Here is a 21,271-nt window from a genome sequence, read left to right as displayed (position 1 = left end):
GTTTTACGGACCGCAGACCGACGCCGTGACCGGTTCGGGCATCAGCCCCAGCGGGTCGGCGGCCCGAGGGGCGTTAATGACCTGACTGCCCACGCCGACCGGGCTGCTGCCACCGGGGCTGCTCGTCACCGGGCTGCTGTTCGCCGGACTCGTGACGACCGGGCTCGTGACGGGCGGACTCGTGACGACCGGGCTCGTGACAGGCGGTCGGCTCGCGCCCGACGCGCTGCTGATGACGACCCGCGACGGCGCGTCCGCACCGGCGGGGCCGGGCGCGGTCCGCTGTTGGGCGCGGCTGAGCAGGATCACGCCCCGTACCGCGGCCGCCGCGCCGAGGAGCGCCGGGACCAGCCCGGTCACGCCACCCTGCAGGCGTTCGCCCAGCAGAGCCAGACCGATCACGGCGGCGGCGATCGGGTTGGCGAGGGTGACCACGGCGAGCGGGGCACCGAGGCCGCCCCGGTAAGCGGTCTGGGACAGCAGCAGGCCGCCCATGGCGAACACGGAGACGAGCAGAGCCACCGTCACCAGCCGCCAGCTGAGCAGCGGACCGGTGTGGCCGGTGGCGGCGACCGTGAGCGTCTGGGTGAGCGCGGAGGCCACGCCCGAGGTGATGCCTGAGGCCGCAGCGTGCCGGAGGCCCGGGCGGGCGCCCGGACGGCTGAGACCGGCGACCAGCGCCATCGTCACGGCGGAGACGCCGAGTGCCTCGGGCAGGCTGAGCGTGTCGTGCGGGCCGGCGCCTCCCGCGGCCATCAGCAGGGCGCCGAGACCGAGCAGGGTGAGGAGCGTGCCGCGCCATTCCGTACGGCTGACCTTGCGACCGGCGGCGCGGGCTCCGAGGGGGACGGCCGCGACGAGAGTGAGCGCGCCGAGTGGCTGGACGAGGGTGAGAGGTCCGTACTTGAGCGCGGCGACATGCAGCAGCGCCCCGCCGGCGTTCAGGCCGACCGCCGACCACCAGGCACCCCGGCCCATCAGCCGCAGCACTCCGGTCGACGGTTCGGTGCGGCCGGCGAGCCGTGCCTGTGCCACCGCGGCTGCGGCATAGGCGGCTGCGGAGACGAGTGACAGCGCGACGGCGAGAAGGGTGGCGTTCATCGCGATGCTCCGGATGGTGCGTACGGCCCGGACGCGGATGCGTACGCGGGGCTCGGGACGGGTGAGGGCGTGTACGGCCCGTCCGTCGGGATCCCGGAGTACTGCCGCGGCAGGTGCGTGTGGAGGGGTGCGGGGCGCGGCAGCCGGATCGCCGCGAAGACCACGGCCAGCAGCGCGGAGACGACGATCGCGTCGAGCCAGTAGTGGTTGGCCGTGCCCACGATGACGAGCAGGGTGACGAGCGGGTGGAGCAGCCACAGCAGGCGCCACCGGGAGCGGGTGGCGACGATCAGTCCGACGGCGACCGTCAGCGCCCAGCCGAAGTGCAGGGAGGGCATCGCGGCGAACTGGTTGGCCATCGAGTCGGTCGAGGGCGTGGCCCCGTACACCGTGGGGCCGTACACCTGTCCGGTGTCGACGAGAGCGGCGGCGTCCAGCATCCGCGGCGGTGCGAGGGGGAAGAGCACGTGCAGGACGAGCGCGGCACCGGTGACCACGGCGAGTATGCGGCGCGACCACACGTAGTGGAGCGGCCGCCGCCAGTACAACCAGACCAGGAACAGCAGCGTGACGGGGAAGTGCACGGTCACGTAGTAGGTGTTCGCCGCCTGCACGAGCGTCTGGCCGTGGAGCAGCACGCCCTGCACGGCCGCTTCACCGGGGAGGTGCAGTGCTCGCTCCAGGTTCCAGACGTCCCCGGCGTTGCGGTAGGCCTCCTCGACGTGTCCGTTCGCGGCCTGCCGGCCGAGTTTGTAGACGAGGAAGAGTCCCGCGACCAGAAGGAGCTCGCGGACGAGGGGCGGTCGGGCAGAGGTGTCCGGCTCCCGGTCCGCAGGCTCGCTGCGGGTGTGCATCACCCGTGCCCCCTTGCTGACGAAGCGCTGTTACGGCGGCATGGTCGAGTCCATGCCGTATCGATACGCCAGTGTACCGATACGTTGACGTATCGGTACACTGGCGTATCGATACACTGGGGTGCACAGAGTCCTCGTCGCAGAGCCGCAGAGAGGGAAAAGCGCATGTCATCGCCCGGTTCCACACAGCCGGCCGGTTCCGCACAGGAGTCGGCACCCCCATCGCGCCGGTCGAAGATCACACCGGAACGGGCACACGAGCTCTACACGGCCGTGCTGGACCTGCTCCGGGAGAGCGGCTACGAGTCACTGACCATGGAGGGTGTCGCCTCGCGCACACGGTGCGGCAAGTCGACCCTGTACCGGCAGTGGGGATCCAAGCCGGAGCTGGTCGTCGCAGCCCTCCACAACACCCGCAGGCCGGTGCTCGCGGACATCGACACGGGCACCCTGAGCGGCGATCTGCACGCGGCCGCCCAGGCCGTCTGCGCGGCGTCCGACCGCGACTCCACTCTCGTCCACGCACTCGGCCACGCCGCCCTGCAGAGCCCCGACCTCCTGCGCGCCCTGCGCGAGGCACTGATCGCACCGTCGATCGCCGCGATCGACGGCATGGTCCGGCGCGCCGTCGACCGCGCCGAGATCGAGGCGGACAACCCCGCGGCCGACTACGTCGCCGCACAGATCCTGGGCATCATGCGCGCCCGGCCGCTGCTGGAGGGACGGTACGCGGACGACGCGTTCGTCACCCGCTTCATCGAGTGCGCCGTCCTTCCCGCACTCAGGCTCCCGGCGGCCCCACCCGCGCCCCGATGAACGTGGGCCGTCGTCCGAGCGGATGACGACGGCCCGCCTGCGCCGCACCGTGGGGACGGGGGTGGCGCGCAAACCGGCAGGCCGGCGGCTTCCGAGAAGCCGCCGGCCTGCCGCTTCGCTTCGTTTCCCGCGCGCCGGCAACCACCCACGCCCGTTCTCGTCTTCTTGACGATTGGGCGCCGCCCCCATTATCGTCGCCATGACGAGAAAGAGGGGGATCACCATGGCCGACATCACCCGGCGCTTCGGCTGGCGACACCTGCGCTCCGCGCCCACGGCCCACATCCGCCACCACAAGCGGGGTGAGCTCAGCCATGACGGCCCCGGGCTGAGCTTCTGGTACCGGTCGCTCACCGCCGCGCTCTCCGAAGTCCCGGTGAACGACCGGGAGCTGGCGATGGCGTTCCATGCACGTACGGCCGACTTCCAGGACGTCACCGTGCAGGCAACCGTCACCTACCGCATCAGCGACCCGGCCGAGGCCGCCGCCCGGCTCGACTTCTCCGTGGACCCCGACACCGGGGTCTGGCGGAGCGCACCGCTGGAGCAGATCGCCACCCTTCTCACCGAGACCGCACAGCAGCACACCCTGGACGTCCTGGCCCGGACACCGCTCGCCACCGCCCTGGTGGACGGGGTCGCTTCGGTACGCGAACGGGTCGCCTCCGGCCTCGCCGCCGAACCACGGCTGCCCGCCACCGGCATCGACGTGGTGGCCGTGCGCGTCGTCGCCATCCGCCCCGAGGCGGAGGTCGAGCGCGCCCTGCGCACCCCGGCCAGGGAGCAGATCCAGCAGGAGGCGGACCGGGCCACCTACGAACGCCGGGCCGTCGCGGTCGAGCGGGAACGCGCCATCGCCGAGAACGAACTCGCCAGCCAGATCGAACTGGCCCGCCGCGAGGAGCAGTTGGTGGACCAGCGAGGCATCAACGCCCGCCGCGAGGCCGAGGAGAAGTCCGTGGCCGACGGCGTGCGCACGGAGGCCGAGGCCGACCGCAAGGTCCGTCTCGCCCGTGCGGAGGCGGAGGCCGCCCGCGAGGTGGGCTCGGCCCGCGCCGAGGCCCAGACGGCCTGGCTCCGGGCTCACGCCGAGGTGGACCCAGGAACCCTGCACGCACTGGCCGCGACCCGGCTGGCGGAGAACCTGCCCCGGATCGACAGCCTCACCCTCTCCCCCGACGTGCTCACCGGTCTGCTCGCCCGGCTCGGCAGGACGGATCCGGAGGCGCGGGCGTGAGTCTGGCCCCGCGTGCGGTCCTGGTGCACCGCACCACCGAGTACGAGGAGCTGCTCGCCCGGCACGGGACACACGGCCAGGCAGCGTTCTTCCTCTCGTCCCGTGGCAGGTCCATCGACGAGGTGGCCGGACGGCATCACCGTACGAAGCAGGCCCTCACCGAGGTGGCTGCCGCCGTTCCCCTGCAGTGGCGCCGTTCACAGGTGGAGCGTGCGGACCTGGACCGCTTCCTCTTCGGGCCCGAGGACGTGGTCGTCGTGGTCGGCCAGGACGGCCTGGTCGCCAACGCGGCCAAGTACCTCTCCGGACAGCCGGTCCTGGGCATCGACACCGATCCGGGCCGCAACCCCGGCGTCCTCGTACGCCATCGCGTGCGGGACGCGGCGGCGCTGTTCCGGGCAGCCGTCGCACCGGGTGACCGGGTGGAGTCGCTCACCATGGTCGAGGCCGTCGCCGACGACACCCAGCGGCTGCTCGCCCTGAACGAGGTCTTCTGCGGACCGCCCGGCCACCAGACGGCGCGCTATCGCATCGGCCCGGACGGCTCCTCGGCGGCCGGGGAGTCCCAGGCCTCCTCGGGCGTCCTGGTCGGCACCGGTACGGGCGCGACAGGCTGGCTGCGCTCCCTCTGGGGCGAACGCGGCAGCGCGCTGCGGCTGCCGGGCCCGTCCGATCCGCGCCTGCTCTGGTTCGTGCGCGAGGCATGGCCGTCGCCCGCGACCGGTACGTCACTGGTCGCGGGCGAACTGGGCCGGGGCGAGGGACTGGCCCTCACCGTCGAGTCGGACCGCATCGTGGTGTTCGGCGACGGAATGGAAGGCGACGCACTGGAGCTGACCTGGGGTCAGACAGTTCGGCTCGGAATCTCCGCCACTGCACTGAATCTGGTGGTATGACCCCTGGGAAGCACCCTTCGCACCGAGGCCGGATTTGTAACTGATATCTACATGTATCTTCCGCGTGTCCGGCGGGCCCGATACTGATCGGACACCGCACATCGAGCCGGCGCTCGTGACGCCTTCCACGGCTGAGCGGAACGCTCGACCGAGGAGACCACTGTGCTGGGTGCGATAGGCCTCGACGCCGTCCAGGAGATCACCTACCGCGAACTGGTCGGGCACGGGGCGGCCGATGCCGCACACCTGGCGGGCCGTCTCGCACTGCCGGAGAAGGATGTCCTCCAGGCGCTGTACGGGCTCGAGCACCAAGGGCTGATCACCCGGTCCGCCGAACGGCCCGACTGCTGGGTGAGCGCTCCCCCGGCGGTGGCCCTGGCACCCCTGCTCTCCCAGCAGCGCCATGAGCTGGAGTGCGCGGAGCTGGCGGCGGCGAGACTGGCCGACGAGTACCGGCCCGAGGCCGTCGCACCCGGCGTGCGTGACGTGATCGAGGTCGTGACGGGCGCCCAGGCGGTCTCCCAGCGCTTCTCCCAACTCCAGCTGGGGGCCGAGCGGGAACTCTGCCTGCTCATCCGCAGCCAGCCGCTCGCTGTCTCGGCCGCGGAGAACACGGCCGAGGTCCTGGCCATGGCGCGGGGCGTGAAGTACCGCGTCGTCATCGGCCGGGAGATGTTCCCCGGACGCGAGGGCGGGACCGTCGATCTGGCCGGTCTCGCCGAGTCGCTGGGCCGGGGCATGGAGGTGCGGGTGGTCGACGAGGTTCCGACCAAGCTGGTCATCGCCGACGGCTCGCTCGGCATGCTTCCGCTGAGCGACCCCGCCACGGAACCGGCGGCCCTCGTGGCCCGGTCGAGCGGTCTGCTGGTGTCGCTGGTGGCGCTCTTCGAGCAGGTGTGGAGCCAGGGGCTGCCCCTGACGCTGGGTGGGGGCGACGAGATCGAGGAGGCGCCGCTGCCCGGGCCCGAGCCCATCGATCTCCAGATCCTCTCCCTGCTGCTGGCCGGTCTCACGGATGTGGGCGTCGCCAAGGAACTCGACCTGGGCGCACGGACCGTGCAGCGGCGGATCAAGCGGCTGATGGACCTCAGCGGGGCGTCGAGCCGGCTGCGCCTCGGCTGGTACGCGAGCGAGCACGGCTGGATCACGCGTACGCATGACTGAGAAGCTGCCCTGTCGACTCCAGAGCTACAGGGAACTGAGGACATGACAGCCGACTCCGGGAACAGCTCCACGCGCAACACCCGTCCGCCCAAGGCGCAGGCGGGTTTCGGCGTGGGCGTCGTCGTCCAGGACGCGCAGGGCAGGATCCTGCTCGGCAGGCATCACGAAGGCACCTGGGAGCTGCCTGGGGGCATGGTCGATCCGACACATGAGTCGGTCGCCGCCGCTGCCGTGCGCGAGCTGCGCGAGGAGACGGGGCTGGACGTCCCCGAGGAAGCGGTGACGGTCTTCGCGATGCTCCATGACGTGGTGGCCGGGACCATCCGGATCACCATGGCTGCCCTGGTGTCCGTGGAGTCCGCGGTCGCCGAGGTGACCGAGCCGCATCTGATCAGTGCCTGGCGGTGGACGTCTCCCGATGAGCTGCCGGACCTGCTGTTCGACCCGTCGGCCCAGATCCTGGCGGCCTGGCGCCCGGATCTCGCCCTCGCGCACCCGCCGGCGCACCATCTGCGGATCGTCGAGGACGGGCCGCGGCGGTGAGCGCTGAACCTACAGAGGTTATTCATTTGCCTAAAGGTCATAGGCACGCTTAGCGTCGTACTCATGAGAGCCGTCAGCGAGCAGGACATCCGGGCATCGTTCGTCAATTGTTCCAAGGGCGAGGCGAAGCGGCTGCCCCTGCCCCGCGACCTCGACGACCGCCCGTGGGACGACCTGGACTTCCTGGGGTGGCGCGACCTGTCCGCACCGGATCGGAGCTACCTCGTCACCGAGACGGACAACGGGCTCACCGGCATCACGCTCCGCTTCCCGTCCCAGCAGCGGGGGTTCCTGCACCGCAGCATGTGTTCGGTCTGCCTGACCACACATCCGGGCAGCGGCGTCTCCCTGATGACCGCGCGCAAGACGGGGCAGGCGGGCAGGGACGGGAATTCGGTGGGCATCTACCTCTGCACCGACCTCGACTGCTCCCTGTACGTCAGGGGCAGGAAGCTCCCGGCACCCGGCGGGCGCTTCGAGGAGTCACTGACCGTGGGCCAGCAGATCGAGCGGACCAGGACGAAGCTGTTCGCCTTCCTGGGCACTCTCTCCGCCTGAACGGCCGAGCCCATCGGGGTGCCTGCGGATGCGGTTCAGTGGGAGCGGATGTACGAATAAGGGACCATTCGTGCGATCGGAGTAGACCGTGGACGACTATCCGCTCCTCAATCTCTTCCTGACCATGATGTACATCTTCCTCTGGGTCCTGTGGTTCTTCCTGCTCTTCAAGGTGATCACGGACGTCTTCCGCGACCACTCGCTGAACGGCTGGGCCAAGGCCGCCTGGTTGATCTTCGTCATCGTGCTTCCCTACGTGGGCGTCCTGGTCTACCTGATCGTCCGCGGCCGGAGCATGGGCCAACGGGACGTCAAGCAGGCGAAGGACCAGGAGGCGGCCTTCCGGAAGTACGTACAGGAGGCCGCCGGGCCCGAGGGCGGCTCCGGAACCGGCAAGAGCCATGTCACCGAACTCGCCAAGCTCGCCGAGCTGAAGGACAGCGGCCACATCGACCAGCAGGAGTACGAGAAGGCCAAGGCGAAGCTGCTCGCCTGATCCGCCCGCCTCCGTCCATGTCTTCCCGAACGGTCACCTCACGGCCGGGAAGACATGGACGGCGGCGCGTGCGCGTGGCACCACCACGGTGAGGCTTGACCCGGCAGGAACAACGGCCATTTCCAGCGCGGCAGTTGCAGCCGGTGGCCGACCGCCGGTGCGAGGCCGGTGCGAGCGGCGCCGGGAACACCGGTACGAGCTGGTGGAGTTGACCACCGATCCGTCACGTCCGCACACGGGAGCGGCAGTTCCGCCGCACCTAGACTGGTCAGCCACCCCACCAGGCACTCGTCGAACGACGAGCCGGGCGACCGGGAGGTCCCGACATGGCCAGTAAGTTCACCGAGCTGGCGATCGACTGCGCCGATCCCGGCGGTCTCGCCCGGTTCTGGTGCTCGGTCCTCGACTACGAGGTGCAGGACGAGGACGACGAAGTCGTCACCATCGGTTCTCCCGCCGTCCCTGAGGGCAGGAACCGTCCCGGTCCGGTGCCACCGACGCTGACGTTCGCGCGCGTGCCCGAGGGGAAGACCGCCAAGAACAGGCTCCACATCGACGTCAACCCGACCGACAGGGAGCAGGACGAAGAGGTCCGCCGGCTGCTCGACCTGGGTGCTCGGCACGCCGATGTCGGCCGGAGCGGCGATGAGAGCTGGGTCACACTGGCCGACCCGGAGGGGAACGAGTTCTGCGTCCTTGCGGGCCGCTACCCCTGATCGGGTCCCACGCACAGCGCGGGACCAACGACCGAGGGCCCTGCCTCACCGAAGTGAGACAAGGCCCTGACCTGGGCTCGAAGCCCTCTTGCACCGTCGGGACGACAGGATTTGAACCTGCGACCCCTTGACCCCCAGGAGTAAGGGTCAAGGGTATTTTCTGGATATAGCAGACTTAATCCGGGCGCGAGTTGTGCGTGTAGGCATGCATCGTGCACCACCGCGCGTAGCGTGTGGTCCCCAACTGGTCCCCACGCGCCCCCTTCCCATTGTCCGGCCGACGCCTCGCGCGAGCACCTCAAGCTCCTTCGAGATCGCAACCCTCCAACCACCTACGGGGTCATCAGGGTGGCCCCGGGGCCGGGTCGTAGGGTTGAGGACCTCCGCTGCCGTTCCCACGTAACAGCCAAGAGTGCGCTCGCTCGGTCACGCAGCAGTCCACGCCAGCCGCGATCTCGGCTTTTGCTTTGCCCCTCGAAGCCGGTGTCCCAGAGCACCCGTTCCCCTCTCCTTCCTCGAACGATGCGGTGCCAGTAGAACCAGCTACTGTGGCGGCGCACCGGATTACTCGGGGAGAGTGACGGGGATGGCAGCCAGCAATAGGTACGGCGCCCTGTGTGCCGCCGAGTTGTGCGCGACTTATGTGCCGCCCGGTGGCGGCATTCTGGTCCGTGGCGAAATCGGCTGGCTTACCTATTGCCCCGACGACGACCCTGCCCTTGGGCCCCGCAGATTCTCGGCCAACCCCGATGAGCGTGACCATGAGCCGATGATCGCCTTCCTTCTTGCTCGCCTTGACGAGGAGGAGGCCACTGCCGGAGCCGCAGGTATCACCCATTGGCGGCATTGGCCGGCCCGTAGCCAGAGGGTCGTCGACGACCACGACGAGCTGGTTGTCGCCTGTCCGCTGCGGGATGTTGCCGATCAGATCGCCACCTGGGGCCCAATGTCAGCCGTGGCGAACATCGAAGCCCGCCGTATGGTGCTGGATCTGTACGAACAAGCCGCACTGGGGCCCGCGCGCGACGCCCTCCGTCAGGCGGTACAGGCGCTGGTGATGACCTACCGCGATCATGTCGACTACGACATCTCATGGACTCTGCGCCAACAGCTGTAGTCTCGCGCCCCGAGTCAGGTGGACCGTACAGTCGGGCAAGTGCGGACGGTATAGGCCTGCACACGCTACCCACCCCTCCCTGATTTCAGGCAACGCGTCCACCGACGCACGTGTCCGTCTAGGCCGTGTCCGATGGGTCGCGTGACGCTCCCGCTGGGAACTCGTTCCGTGGGTCATGGGGCGGGGAGATCTTTCGGATGCAGAGTGGGCTCGACTGGAGTCGCACTTGCCGGTGAATCGTGGGCGGGGTGGACGGTGGCAGTGTCACCGTCGTGTGATCAACGGGATCCTGTTCCGGCAGCGGACCGGCCTTCCCTGGCGGGACCTGCCTCCCTGCTTCGGTAGTTGGAAGACGGTTCACGACCGGCATCGACGGTGGTCGGCGGACGGAACGTGGGAGAAGATCCTGCGGGCCGTCTAGGCCAACGCCGATGCCGACGGCCGGGTCGACTGGAGCATGGTTAGCGTCGATTCCACGACCTGCCGAGCTCATCAGCACGCGGCTGGCGCCTCCACCCGCACCCCGAAGATCCCGGGACGGCGCAATAGCCCGGCGCGCCACCGCCCCGATGAGGCCCTGGGACGCTCGCGAGGTGGCCTCACAAGCAAGATCCACCTTGCCGGAGAGGGCGGGCGCCGCCCGCTCGGGTTCATCATCACGCCCGGCCAGTGGGGAGATGCACCTCAGATGATCCCAGTGCTGGAAGAGATCCGTGTGCCCCGGCGGGACGGTGGACGACCACGCACCCGGCCCGACCATGTCGGGGGAGACAAAGCGTACTCGTCACGCCGCAACCGGCGTCACCTGCGCAGACGACAGATCAAGCACACCATCCCCGAGCGGAGGGATCAGCGGGCCAATCGTCGGCGCCGCGGCAGTCAAAGCGGCCGGCCCGCAGGGTTCGACAAGACGATCTATCGTCGCCGAAACGAAGTCGAGCGGACGATCAACCGGCTCAAGAACTTCCGAGCCGTCGCGACACGCTTCGACAAGCGGGCGTATGTCTTCCACGGGACGGTCACCGTGGCTGCCATCCGGCTGTGGCTCCGTCCGCAGTGAGACGTCCCGTTCAGAGCGCCTCGGCGTCCGGGTAGTGGTGGCGCAGGTCGCTGAGTACGCCCTCGTTGACAGCCCTGACATCCCACGAGGAGCTGTCGAACTCGGTCAGAACCACCATCAACTCGTCCCCGGCGAACCCACGTGCTTCGGCGTCGATGAACTGCAGGAAGGGGGTCGTCAACGACAACAGTGTCAACGTATCCATCCCCGCGTCAGGGGACCTTCTCCGAATCTCGACACAGCGAGGGTCGACGATCTCGTCGAACTCGACGCGCCACGTCAGGTCCAGGCCGAAGCTGCCAAGGCGAACCAAAAGCTCAGCCAGGGTCACGTAGTGCTTCCCGTGCCAGGCACGAAACCTGATCCCCTTCATCGACGCCTCTACTGCGGCTATATCGCGCGGCACGCAACCCCCTTCGTCCAGAGAACACTAGGCCACGTCCCTGATCAGCTCACCAGCCCCATCGGACACGGCCTAGGAGTTGTCGTCAAAGTGTCACGCCCACATCAGAAGCGAGGCGAGGGTGACAGCTGCCTGGTAGGACTCGGCGGTCTTGTCATAGCGGGTCGCGATGCCGCGCCATTGCTTCAGGCGGTTGAAGCACCGTTCCACGACGTTGCGCTGCTTGTAGATCTCGCGATCGACCACTGGTGGGCGTCCGCCGAGGCTGCCCCGCCGGGCCCGGTTGCGGACCTGGTCGGCCCGTTCCGGGATGGTGTGCGTGATCCCCCGGCGCCGCAGCCAGGCCCGGATCGCCTTTGAGCTGTAGCCCTTGTCTCCCAGGACGTGATCGGGCCGTATGCGGGGTCTGCCGGGACCGATGCGGGGCACCCGTATCGCGTCCATCACGGCGGTGAACTGGGTGCAGTCGTTGGTGTTCCCGCCGGTGAGAACGAAGGCGAGCGGTCGTCCGACGGCATCGCAGCCCAGGTGAATCTTGCTGGTCAGCCCACCTCTGGAGCGGCCGAGTGCCGGGTTTCGGAGTCCCCTTTTCGGGCTCCGGCGGCGTGCTGGTGGGCTCGGACGATGGTGGAGTCGACCGACACCAGCCAGTCGACCTCACCGGCCGCATCAGCCCGAGCCTGGGCTTCGCGGAGCATCCGCTCGAAGGTGCCGCCCTTGGCCCATCGGCGGAAGCGGGTGTGCAGCGTGGCCCAGGATCCGTACCGCTCCGGCACGTCCCGCCAGGCCGTGCCGGTCCGGAACTTCCAGACGATCCCGTTGAGGACCGTCCGGTCGTCCAGCCGTTTCCGCCCTCGCTCCGACCTGGGCAGCAGAGGGCGGACGAACTCCCACTCGGCATCCGACAGTTCATGGCGACGTATCACCCGACCATGATCCACCACCCAAGATCATTTGACGACAGACCCTAGATCGATGCGGACTGAAACGACGTAAACGGCGCCGCCGCCGCGTATCGGAGACAACTGTCGTTGCTGGCTCATCGGGCCGGCCGCACCAGTGGTGCCACCGCGGTTGGGATGAACGGCACGCAGTACCTCTCATCGAGGGAGGCTCCGCCCGGCAGAAGCCTCACATCGATTCGGGAATCACCGCTTCAGTTCATGTAGAACACCCACCACCCCATCGGAGTCCCGAACTTGAAGGCGAAGGCAGGTTCGAACGCACTGGAGTGCTCCTCACCGCAGATCCCGATCAACTGGGACTGGAGGTCGTCACCGTCGACGCGCCGGAATGTTCACGCCAACGCGGACCAAAATCCGGGCCATGCCCGGGCCAGCCACCCGTCACCTGCCCCAGCAGTCTCTGTCAGCAGTGATCGAGATCGACCCCTCTCTGTCTCTCCCGGGCTGCCGACTACTGACTGGGTGCCCACGCGGCGAGGCCCTCCAGCCAGCTCCTAACGCGCCGGGACCACTCTTGAATCTCGAACGCAGCCCGCGACCGTTCGCCTCCGTACTGGTCCAGCACGGCAAAGCTCGCGTCAACCACCCTCAGGGCTTCGTCGGGACGTCCCTCGTCGCCGAGCAGAACGGCGAAGTTGATCAGGCTCATGGCGTGATCCGTCCAGACACGCCGCGCCTCCTCCGGAGTCAGAGCGTCATAGATTTGGGCGGCCTCGGCGACGGCCGTCCGAGCCTCACCCTGCCGTCCCAGGTCTCCCAAGCGGCTGCCCAGGTTCGTGAGACTCCTCGCCAGATCGCCCCCGGCCGCCGGGGCACCCAGCTCCGCCTTTCGGCGCCCGATGAGGACAGCCTCCTCGATAGCCTGGAGTGCCTCACTGTGCCGGCCTGCCTCCGCCAGGCGGTTGGACAGGTTGTTCAGGGTCATGGCGTGGCCGGCGCCGAAGACGCCGAAGTCCCGGCGCCTCAGCTCCCGGTACAGCGTCTCCGCTTCGGAGACCGCGCCGAGACTCTCCCCTGCCCGGTCGGCTTCGCCCAGTCGCACGGAAAGGTTGCTGAGAGCCTCGGCAAGACCAGTCGAGAAGGAGACGGAGGCGGAGTCGGCCCCCACCAACAACAGCTCCCGGTACACCTCCACGCCCTCCAAGGCCGCAGCAAGCGACTCCTCCCGCTCCCCCATGGAAACCAGTTGGCTCGAGAACGTCAGGAGAAGACGGGCGAATTCCAGCCCGTAGGTGCCGATGTCCCGTCTCGCCAGATCTCGAATCCGCCGGACGTCCTCGGCGACGACCTCCTCCGACGCTCGGTCGGCCGTCGGGCCTCCGGACGCAAGGGTGAACGCCTCGGCCAGGGCGGCGGCCGAGGGTCTGCGGGCGGGGTCATGCTCCAAGCAACGCCAAAGAGTCCGCAGGAGCACCGCGCCGATCCCGGGGTTGGTCAAGGGACCGTGTCCCGAGTTGTCGGCCCTGGGGTCGCTCCACCGTCCCGAGAGGAAGGCCAGCAGCAGCGCACCGACGGCGTGCACATCGTTCTGCGGCGTGAGCGACCGCCCGTCGTCGTCCGCCTCCAGGTAGGTGTCGCTGAGGGGCAGCACGTCGCGGTGAGCGCTGTCGACTCCGTCGATCGTCGCGGTCGCCCAGCCGACCAGCCGGACGTCGCGGTCGGTCACGAGAACGGCCAGGGGTGAGAGCGAGCCGTGCACGAGCCTCCGGGAGTGGGCGAGGGCAACGGCCTCCGTCAGGCCCAGCCCGATCCGCAAGAAGAGCTCCTTCGGGACCGTTCCCCCGTGTTCGTCGAGGACGGCGCGCAGGTTCGGTGCGGGCGGTGAGGACGGGGCGTCTGCGCGGCGGTGGACGCAGCTCGCCGCGACCCACGGCAGCTCCCCCGTAGTGGGCGCCGCCACGCCGAGGAGTGCGGGGGCATGCATGCCCTGCATGCGCGTCAGGCACTCGGCTTCCGTCCGGACGAGGTCCCGCGCGGTTCCAGGGTCGCGGGTATGCAGCACGACCGGCGCCCGGACCGTGGCGACGGTGCCGTCATCGTCCTCGGCCAGGTACATCGTCAAGTGGGGCCAACCATGGGTACTGCGGCCACGGAGCCGGAACCGACCGAGCCGTACCGGGTCCTCCGGCAGGAGCTCCACCCAGCCGACTGGCAGGGCCTCACCCGAGGCGTCGTCGTACGCCTCGTCAGTCCCGGCAGCTGCTGCGTCCCGGGGCCTGGCAGAATCCCCGCTCTCGCCCCCGGGGACACGGGGCCGTTCCGGTCCGGGCGTCACCGGCCCGGTATCGGCGGACGGGATGCCGAGTCGCGTCAGCACCTGCTCCCGAAGCCAGCCGAAGGAGCGTGCGGTGTCGTCGATGACGGCCGCGCCGTCCGGGTGTCCGACCCATGCCGGGAAGACCGGGGCGCGGCCGACGGCGGCCTCAATGTGCCGCGTCACGGCCTCGGCGGTGCGCAGCAGTTCCCTCAGGGAGACGGCGCTGAGGAGGACGCGCCGGGCGTCGTCCGTGAAGTCGAACCGCCTATGGTACGGCAGCCGGTCCGCCCCGTCGGAGTCGAGCTCGTGCATCAAGCCCCCCAGGAACACCTCCATGAGGTGGCCGATGTCTGTCGGTGGTCCGAGGGCGGCCTGCACCAGGCGCATCACTGGCGGCGTGGCGGGGGTGACGGCCGCCATGTGGGCCGCGAGCCGATACGCGTCGGCGGTCGCGGCCTCCCTGAAGCGGAGTACCGCTTCGGCGGTGTCGCCGTCCCGGGCGCCGGCTGCGGTCCGGCTGGAGCTGGGCCGGCTGGCGTCCCATAGTGGGAGGAGCGCTGTGCCGCCGGGTGAGGCGACGAGCCACGCCCAGTCGGCGACGGCCGCAGGGGTCGGCGCGAGAACCGGGACGGGTATGGAGTCGAAGCGGACGAGGTCCGGCGGCAGGTCCGGGTCGGTGACGTGCCAGGCGCGGGTGGGGCCGCCGCGGCGATGGGTGGTGACCTGCCAGCGCCGTGCGCCGATGCCGGTGCTCGCCCAAAGCCGGGACGGCAGTGCCTGGATGATCGCGGTGGGACCGCAACGTCCCCAGCGGTCGGTCACCTGGCGCATCCCGCCGTCCCGCCAGGCTTCGCCCACACCGTCGCTGACGACCAGGACGAGGGTGTTGCCTGTCGGGTCGCACAGGGTCTCCGGCGTAAAGAGCCGGCCGCGGTGACGGTACGGGCTGGTCCGCAGGGACGGAGTGCCGCTGCGCGTGTCAAGTCCGTACACACGCACGTCTCGGAAGGCCCCGGCACGTTCCATCAGCGCCCGAACATCGGCGGCGAGCCGCTGCCAGAGGACCATGGAGACCCCGTCGTCAACCACGAGGGCCAGGGACAGCCAGCGAGTGCGCACCGCACGGGTGGCAGTCTCGGGCACGCCCGTCTCAGCGATGGCAGCGACGGTCCGTGTGACGTCAAGTTCATGCTGGCGCCGGTCGGGGAAACGCTGCCGCAGCGGCCGGAGGGACTTGCCGAGCCGGAGCTGCCCGGCGCCGAGGGTACTGCTGTCCGGGGCGCGGACTGCGACCGCCCGCGTCAGGCCCGCGGGCGCCTGCGCGTCTTTGTCGGGACTGGGCTCCGCTGAGGCCAGGAGCGGACGCGCGGATTGCTTCCTCGCGGACTCTGCAGCGGTCGGCTCTGGTGCGGGCTCCGCGGTCTCGGCCGCCGGCACGGTCGGCTCGTCGTGGTGGGACTCGCGGTGCCGCTCCGAGGTTGCAGCGGCCGTGCCGGCGGAGCGCGCCAGGGGCCCGGAGTCTCGGGGCAGCTTCCCGGCGAGCCACATGGCGTCGAGGAGTTCCTCGTGGGAGAGCTCCACCCCGCTCTCGGCCAGGGCCTTCGTCACGCGCGAGATCACGGCGTCACACGGCTCCGCCGAGACGGTGCAGGACGCCTTGGATGAGGGAAGCCGCGTCGAGGTTCACGCCACCTTTGCGGAGGAATACGGCGTTGAGCAGCTGATCGGTGGCCAGTTCGCCCTCGGCACGGCGTTCGAGGAACTCCCGCAGCAGGTCGTCGGTGTCGTCCAAGGCGTCGGGGCCGAGGTGCGCGGCGACGATCTCCCGAAGCCGCCGCTCGTTGGGCTCGGGGAGATCGAGGCGGACGCAGCGCCGCAGGAAGGCGGGCGGGAATTCCCGTTCGCCGTTGCTGGTGATGACTACGACCGGGAACTCAGCGCAGCGGACGCGGCCGCGCGTGACCGGGGCGGTCTCATCCAGGTTGTCGGTCCGAACGTGTACCGGTGCGTGGCTCGCGGGCAGCCGGGTGAGTTCGGAGATGGCGAACTCACCCTCCTCGAAGACGGTCAGCAGGTCGTTGGGCAGGTCGACGTCACCCTTGTCCAGTTCGTCGATGAGCAGCACGCGGGGGCGCTCCCGGGGCACAAGCGCGTTGCCCAGGGGGCCGAGCCGGATGTACTGGCCGATGTCCGGTTCCGTGCCGTCCGCGTCGTGCCGCAAAGTCGCCTCGCGCAGCCGGCCGACAGCGTCGTAGTGGTAAAGGGCGTCCTGAAGTGTTGAGCGGCTGTTCACTGGCCACTGCAGGACACGGCCGAGCGCGAGTTCGTGGGCGATGGCGTGGGCCAGCGAGGACTTGCCCGTGCCGGGCTGCCCGGTCACCAGGAGGGGCCGGCGCAGGTGGAGTGCCGCGTTCACCACCTCTACCTCGTCGGGGCCGATGAGGTAGGGCCGCGGGTACGGGACCCTGTCACCGGTCACGGTCTCCTGCCGGTCAAACCGGCGCCACGGGGGTGCGGCGGGGAACGGCGCCTCACGGCGCTCACCGTCCCCACGGAACAGCCACCAGTCGTCGCCTCCGCCGTCGGAGGATGAAAGCCGAGGGCTTGTACCGGCCAGGGGCTCTGAGGTGGTCATGACGCGTGCGATCCTCTCCAGGGGTCACTCAGTTGAAGCGACTCAGTCCGCGGGAGACGGCCTTCCGGTTCCCACACGAGGGAGGGCCGTGCCCGCAGCTCCGCCGGGCAAGCCGCCGAGTCGCTCCGGAAATCCCGGACCCGCTCGGGAAGTGCCTCCAGGTCGCCAGCGGGAGCCAGGATCTCCAGTCTCCCTGCGTCCTCGTAGCCGATGGCCCCACGGTCCCACAGCACGACCGGGACGCCCAGGACGAGACATGTCAGCAACCAGGACCGGCGCTCGTCGGCGGGGCCGTGGAGGACCACCCGCGCGGTATCACGATGCTTGGTCTTCAGCAGATTCACAAGCTGCCTGGCGTCGCCGGACGTCCGGCTGGTGACGAGCACCGACGCGCGTCCGTTCTTCCACCGGCGTTCCTGGTCGCCTTCGCGTTCCGGCCTCTGGTCACTGAGTTCCGGGCAGCTCAGGGAAACACGGTAGTCCGCTCCGATCGGCCACGCCGGAAGGATGTCGTCGAGCGCTCCGGGCTCCCATTCGTCGACGGCCAAGTCGAGCCCCGCCCGGTCGACCACGACGGTCACCCACGGCACATGGTCGCCTTGCCCCGGCTCCTGGGCCGCGGCGAAGACCGCCTCGCTCAGGCTGCTCGCCGCCTCCCGCGGGGTCTTGGGCTCCGACTCCGCCTCCTTGAGCACGCGGTACGAACCGTCGCCGCGGACGAGCAGAATCCGGGCCCGGTACCGGTTGTCCCCCGCGGCGGGGTCGTGTGCCAACTCCATCACGACCCGCGACACTGGCGACACTGCGCGCTTCGCCCACTGGGCGGCGTCCGCACGCCGCTCGCCCAGGGCCCCGGCGTGGATACCGAGCCGCCGGGCAGTCTTCCCCGACCACGCGCGCAGGTCGTCGCCCAGCCCGTCGCCCGCGGCCGCCGCCACGTACTCGACGAGCCGCAGCAGCGCCGGCACCGGCGGGGCGCCCTCGGGGCCGCTCACACCGTCGGATAGATCCTCCAAGCCCTCGACCACGCCGCAGACGTCGTCCTCGCCGAGCTGCGGACGGGTGAGGATCTCCGGGAGAACGACGTACCGCAGCGCCTCACCGGCTGTTCGGGGCAGCAGCGCCGGCTGCTTCTCGCAGACCCGGCGTAGCAGGCCGATCAGGGCGTCGTACTCGTTCACGGAGAGCAGCGACGCGCAGTCCAGTGGCCTGGCCCACGAGAACAGATGAGTCAGAGCGGCGCGAGCCGTCCCCTGCGCGCTGCTCGCGAGGGCTTCGCCGAGCGACGGGAGCGCCCGGGGATGCGCCATGAGGAGCGCCACGAGGTCGGCAGCAGTGGGTTCATAGCCCTGGGCCTCGTAGCCCAGTTCGCGCGCCAGGGCCCGGGCGTGATCGACACGGACGCCGGGGTACGAGAACAACGGCGCGAGCAGCTTTTCCAGTTCGCGCGCATCGGGCGTGCGCTCGGCGGCGGGCCCGGCCTCGGGCAGGGACGCGCCGATCGCACTCAGCTCGGGAGACCGACCGGTTTGCTCCTCGACGTGGGACACGAAGCCGCCGTCCCCGGCGAAGGAGGACACCGGCAGGGCGATCAGTCGGCGGGCTCCGTAGGCGTGGTCCTCCTCGGTCACGACGCCGACGAGGTGGCCGCCGCAGAAGATCGCCGCCCCCGAGGCCCCGCCCCAAGCGTTCCCGCCGTCGGTACGGGCGGTGGGGGCCGGTCCCTGGTCAAGGACGTAGCGGTCCTTGCCTCCGGAGAGGACCGGCAGGAGACCGCGCAGGTGCTCCGGCCCCCGGGTCTCCCCTTTGGCGGCCCAGGGGTAGCCGAGGCCCTCGTACGGCAGCGGCGCGGTGCCCGCGGGGCAGCCCCAGCGGACGGAGCCGGCCGGATCGATCTTGCGGTCGATGCGCAGCAGCGCGACGTCCAGTCCGTCCGGGTGAGCCCAGAGCAGCTCCGCGTCCACGCGCGTCGTCTCGCCGTCGAGGTGGTGGCCTACGCGTACGGTGATGACCGGCCACAGCGTTCCTGTGTCGCGGTCCTCCAGCACATGGCGGGCGGTCAGTACGAGCCGCGGGGCGATCAGATAGCCGGAGCCGACGGTGAGACGCCCCTCACCGGTGCCCCCGCTGCGGATCAGCGCCAGTCTGCGGCGATCCACGTCACTCCTCGTCCAGCGACCCGAACTCGTCGTCGCCGATCTCGGGGCGCGCGCCTCCGAGGGCCCGGTCCTTCACCGACAGCTTCAGAACCAGCTTGTGGGTACGGACGGTGGCTTGGTCGCCCCCCGCGCCGACGGCAACCACGCCGAAGGAAAGCTTGCCGTCTCCCTTGGCGGACTTGCGCAGTTCGAGCTGGAGTTCCAGCTCCGCCTCTTCGACGCCGAAGGCGAACTGCTGGTTGGCGCCAAGCCGCTGCGCTTCGTATAGCTCTTGGCGCAGCTCCTCAATGGCTGCGGCCAGACCGATAGTCGACACCTTCGCCCCGCCCCCGGTTCAAGACAATCAGAAAAACAGTAGGTCGCCGGTACGGTACAACGCTCGCGAGACACTTCACACCTCAGTCGTGGACAATCGCTTAGGGAAGGGGCCGTGCATCGCATGCCGCCGCGCAAGAAGAAGTCCACCGAGCAGGAGGAGACTTTGGGCGCCTCCACCTCCAAGGAGCTCCAGGCGATCCTCTGGAAGGCGGCCGACAAGCTGCGCGGCTCCATCGACACCGCCCTGTACAAGGAGTTCGTACTCGGGCTGATTTTCCTGAAGTACGTCTCCGACGCGTTCGAGGAGCACCGGAGCAAGCTTGCCAAGGAACTTGTCGAGGACGGCGTCTCCGAGGACCAGATCAGCAACTTCCTGGAGGACCGCGACGAGTACACCGGCGCGCACGTCTTCTGGGTACCGGAGACCGCCCGTTGGTCCTGGATCTCCGCGAACGCCAAGAGCCAGGGTGTGGGCGAGCTCCTCGACGAAGCGATGGACACGGTCATGCGATCGAATGCCTCTCTGACCGGTGTTCTCCCCAAGGTCTTCAACCGCGACAACATCGACCAAAGGCACCTGGCCGAACTCGTCGAACTCATCAGCGACGCTCGCTTCGGCGGCACCGCCGACAGGCCAGCGCAGAACGTGCTGGTGGAGGTGTACGAGTACTTCCTCGACAATTTCGCGCGCGCAGAAGGCAGGCGGGGCGGCGAGTTCTACACCCCGCAGTCGGTGGTCCGGCTGATCGTGGAGATTCTGGAGCCGCACAACGGGCGCGTGTACGACCCGGCGTGCGGCTCGGGCGGCATGCTCGTCCAGGCGAACAAGTACATCGAGGCACACGAGGGTCACGGCTACCAGGCCGACATCGCGGTCTACGGCCAGGAGCTCAACGAGCGTACCTGGCGCCTGGCCAAAATGAACCTCGCCATCCACGGCATCGAAGGCAACCTGGCCGCCCGATGGGGCGACACCTTGGCCGACGACAAGCACCCGGACCTCAAGGCCGACTTCGTCATGGCCAACCCGCCGTTCAACATCAAGGACTGGGCACGGGACCGGAGCGACTCCCGCTGGCGGTACGGGATTCCCCCTAGCAACAACGCCAACTTCGCGTGGCTCCAGCACGCCGTCTCAAAACTGGCCGACCGCGGGACGGCCGCCGTCGTCCTCGCCAACGGCTCGCACTCCGCGCCCAGAGTCGAGGCCGAGATCCGCCAGGCAATGGTGGAAGCGGACCTGGTCGCCTGCATGGTTGCATTGCCGCCCCAACTATTCCGGACGACCCAGATCCCGGCCTGCCTGTGGTTCCTGACCAAAGACAAGTCCCCCCAGAGCGCGAAACGCCTGGACGACCGGCGCGGCAAAACCCTCTTCATCGACGCCCACGGAATGGGCGAGATGGTCGACCGGACCGAGCGGACTCTGACAGAAGCTGACCTCGCGAAAATCGCCAGCACGTACCACGCCTGGCGAGGCACGGCATCAGCAAGGGAAGCAAACCTGGCCTACCAAGACGAGTCCGGCTTCTGCTTCTCGGCGGACCTGGCGACTGTGCGGGAGCATGAGTACGCGCTGGCCCCGGCACGTTATGTCGGCGTCGGCCGTCCGATCACCCGGGAGCCACCAGCGGTTCCGCGGAGCGGCCCCACCACCCTGATGAAGGACCTATACGCAATCTTCGACTGAGAACCGTCAGCGAGAGCCCCGGCTGGGCAGGGTCTCTCAGGCGGATAGAGCGAGACCATAGGTCGCAAACTCCGTCTGCCCCCACACTGTCGTCACGACTGCACTACGCCACCTGGGACGGCCGCGCCCCTCGACGGTGCTGTCCTGCCACCACTACTGCACCGCAGCACCTGTCATTGGTCGGACCCGGACCATAAGCAGGAGCACAGGCCGCTACCGGCAGAGGCGTCGGATGGACACGGCCGCACGGGCATCGGCCCGCAGAGGGAAGAAAGTGCGCACGTCA

The 21,271-nt window shown here is 69.4% G+C and carries 17 protein-coding genes and 2 pseudogenes; 11 read left to right on the top strand and 8 right to left on the bottom strand.

Going from position 1 to position 21,271, the window contains the following annotated elements; genetic code table 11:
- Positions 1-3: 3 nt before the first annotated feature.
- Positions 4-1,101, bottom strand: coding sequence for a hypothetical protein (locus tag ABZS61_RS17820; RefSeq protein WP_356421345.1), 1,098 nt, complete (start codon positions 1,099-1,101; stop codon positions 4-6).
- Positions 1,098-1,958 carry a phosphatase PAP2 family protein gene (locus ABZS61_RS17815; RefSeq protein WP_356421342.1) on the bottom strand — a complete coding sequence of 287 codons (861 nt, stop codon included), beginning with the start codon at positions 1,956-1,958 and terminating at the stop codon, positions 1,098-1,100. The genes ABZS61_RS17820 and ABZS61_RS17815 overlap by 4 nt, the downstream gene beginning before the upstream one ends.
- 162 nt (positions 1,959-2,120) lie before the next feature.
- Here ABZS61_RS17815 and ABZS61_RS17810 point away from each other — a divergent pair, with 162 nt between their 5' ends.
- The 10 genes and pseudogenes from ABZS61_RS17810 (at position 2,121) to ABZS61_RS17765 (ending at position 10,558) form a co-directional block, all read left to right on the top strand.
- A complete protein-coding gene (locus ABZS61_RS17810) occupies positions 2,121-2,771 on the top strand; it encodes a TetR/AcrR family transcriptional regulator (protein WP_356421339.1) in 651 nt (216 codons plus the stop codon).
- A 223-nt stretch (positions 2,772-2,994) separates the two neighbouring features.
- On the top strand, positions 2,995-4,008 hold the full coding sequence (locus tag ABZS61_RS17805) for an SPFH domain-containing protein (RefSeq protein ID WP_356421810.1): 1,014 nt from the start codon (positions 2,995-2,997) through the stop codon (positions 4,006-4,008).
- A complete protein-coding gene (locus ABZS61_RS17800; protein ID WP_356421336.1) occupies positions 4,005-4,904 on the top strand; it encodes a hypothetical protein in 900 nt (299 codons plus the stop codon). The genes ABZS61_RS17805 and ABZS61_RS17800 overlap by 4 nt, the downstream gene beginning before the upstream one ends.
- A gap of 162 nt (positions 4,905-5,066) precedes the next feature.
- Positions 5,067-6,068: a helix-turn-helix transcriptional regulator gene (locus ABZS61_RS17795; protein ID WP_356421333.1), complete on the top strand. Its 1,002-nt coding sequence runs from the start codon at positions 5,067-5,069 to the stop codon at positions 6,066-6,068.
- Between the two features lie 42 nt (positions 6,069-6,110).
- Positions 6,111-6,611, top strand: a complete 501-nt coding sequence (locus tag ABZS61_RS17790) for an NUDIX domain-containing protein (protein ID WP_356421330.1) — start codon at positions 6,111-6,113, stop codon at positions 6,609-6,611.
- Between the two features lie 63 nt (positions 6,612-6,674).
- Entirely contained in the window at positions 6,675-7,169 is a 495-nt protein-coding gene (locus ABZS61_RS17785; protein WP_356421327.1) for an FBP domain-containing protein, read from the top strand.
- 88 nt (positions 7,170-7,257) lie between these two features.
- Positions 7,258-7,665: an SHOCT domain-containing protein gene (locus tag ABZS61_RS17780; protein ID WP_356421324.1), complete on the top strand. Its 408-nt coding sequence runs from the start codon at positions 7,258-7,260 to the stop codon at positions 7,663-7,665.
- 326 nt (positions 7,666-7,991) lie between these two features.
- A complete protein-coding gene (locus tag ABZS61_RS17775) occupies positions 7,992-8,381 on the top strand; it encodes a VOC family protein (RefSeq protein ID WP_356421321.1) in 390 nt (129 codons plus the stop codon).
- 586 nt (positions 8,382-8,967) lie between these two features.
- Positions 8,968-9,498: a DUF6221 family protein gene (locus ABZS61_RS17770; RefSeq protein ID WP_356421318.1), complete on the top strand. Its 531-nt coding sequence runs from the start codon at positions 8,968-8,970 to the stop codon at positions 9,496-9,498.
- Between the two features lie 175 nt (positions 9,499-9,673).
- Positions 9,674-10,558, top strand: a pseudogene (locus ABZS61_RS17765) (IS5 family transposase).
- Between the two features lie 10 nt (positions 10,559-10,568).
- On the opposite strand, the gene ABZS61_RS17760 reads toward ABZS61_RS17765, so the two are convergent.
- The 6 genes and pseudogenes from ABZS61_RS17760 to ABZS61_RS17735 form a co-directional block, all read right to left on the bottom strand.
- Entirely contained in the window at positions 10,569-10,964 is a 396-nt protein-coding gene (locus ABZS61_RS17760; protein WP_356421315.1) for a hypothetical protein, read from the bottom strand.
- 90 nt (positions 10,965-11,054) lie between these two features.
- Positions 11,055-11,884: pseudogene (locus ABZS61_RS17755) on the bottom strand (IS5 family transposase).
- Between the two features lie 493 nt (positions 11,885-12,377).
- Positions 12,378-15,791 (bottom strand): SAV_2336 N-terminal domain-related protein, encoded by a 3,414-nt coding sequence (locus ABZS61_RS17750; protein WP_356421312.1) that lies wholly within the window; start codon positions 15,789-15,791, stop codon positions 12,378-12,380.
- A 16-nt stretch (positions 15,792-15,807) separates the two neighbouring features.
- Positions 15,808-16,818, bottom strand: coding sequence for a MoxR family ATPase (locus tag ABZS61_RS17745; RefSeq protein ID WP_356421309.1), 1,011 nt, complete (start codon positions 16,816-16,818; stop codon positions 15,808-15,810).
- Positions 16,815-18,977, bottom strand: a complete 2,163-nt coding sequence (locus ABZS61_RS17740; protein WP_356421306.1) for a trypsin-like peptidase domain-containing protein — start codon at positions 18,975-18,977, stop codon at positions 16,815-16,817. The genes ABZS61_RS17745 and ABZS61_RS17740 overlap by 4 nt, the downstream gene beginning before the upstream one ends.
- A 1-nt stretch (position 18,978) precedes the next feature.
- Entirely contained in the window at positions 18,979-19,293 is a 315-nt protein-coding gene (locus tag ABZS61_RS17735) for a trypco2 family protein (protein WP_356421303.1), read from the bottom strand.
- Between the two features lie 123 nt (positions 19,294-19,416).
- Between ABZS61_RS17735 and ABZS61_RS17730 the strand changes: the two genes are divergently transcribed.
- Positions 19,417-20,985, top strand: coding sequence for a class I SAM-dependent DNA methyltransferase (locus ABZS61_RS17730; protein WP_356421807.1), 1,569 nt, complete (start codon positions 19,417-19,419; stop codon positions 20,983-20,985).
- Positions 20,986-21,271: the final 286 nt, after the last annotated feature.

Origin of the sequence: Streptomyces sp. NPDC005566 (assembly GCF_040605575.1) — a bacterium.
Lineage (GTDB): Bacteria > Actinomycetota > Actinomycetes > Streptomycetales > Streptomycetaceae > Streptomyces.
This window is presented reverse-complemented; position numbering and strand designations above follow the sequence as displayed.

Excerpts from the sequence above, each read along its gene's own strand:
- ABZS61_RS17820 (WP_356421345.1), bottom strand. The coding sequence starts at position 1,101 with ATGAACGCCACCCTTCTCGCCGTCGCGCTGTCACTCGTCTCCGCAGCC.
- ABZS61_RS17810 (WP_356421339.1), top strand. The coding sequence starts at position 2,121 with ATGTCATCGCCCGGTTCCACACAGCCGGCCGGTTCCGCACAGGAGTCG.
- ABZS61_RS17805 (WP_356421810.1), top strand. The coding sequence starts at position 2,995 with ATGGCCGACATCACCCGGCGCTTCGGCTGGCGACACCTGCGCTCCGCG.
- ABZS61_RS17790 (WP_356421330.1), top strand. The coding sequence starts at position 6,111 with ATGACAGCCGACTCCGGGAACAGCTCCACGCGCAACACCCGTCCGCCC.
- ABZS61_RS17785 (WP_356421327.1), top strand. The coding sequence starts at position 6,675 with ATGAGAGCCGTCAGCGAGCAGGACATCCGGGCATCGTTCGTCAATTGT.
- ABZS61_RS17775 (WP_356421321.1), top strand. The coding sequence starts at position 7,992 with ATGGCCAGTAAGTTCACCGAGCTGGCGATCGACTGCGCCGATCCCGGC.
- ABZS61_RS17770 (WP_356421318.1), top strand. The coding sequence starts at position 8,968 with ATGGCAGCCAGCAATAGGTACGGCGCCCTGTGTGCCGCCGAGTTGTGC.
- ABZS61_RS17745 (WP_356421309.1), bottom strand. The coding sequence starts at position 16,818 with ATGACCACCTCAGAGCCCCTGGCCGGTACAAGCCCTCGGCTTTCATCC.
- ABZS61_RS17730 (WP_356421807.1), top strand. The coding sequence starts at position 19,417 with ATGCCGCCGCGCAAGAAGAAGTCCACCGAGCAGGAGGAGACTTTGGGC.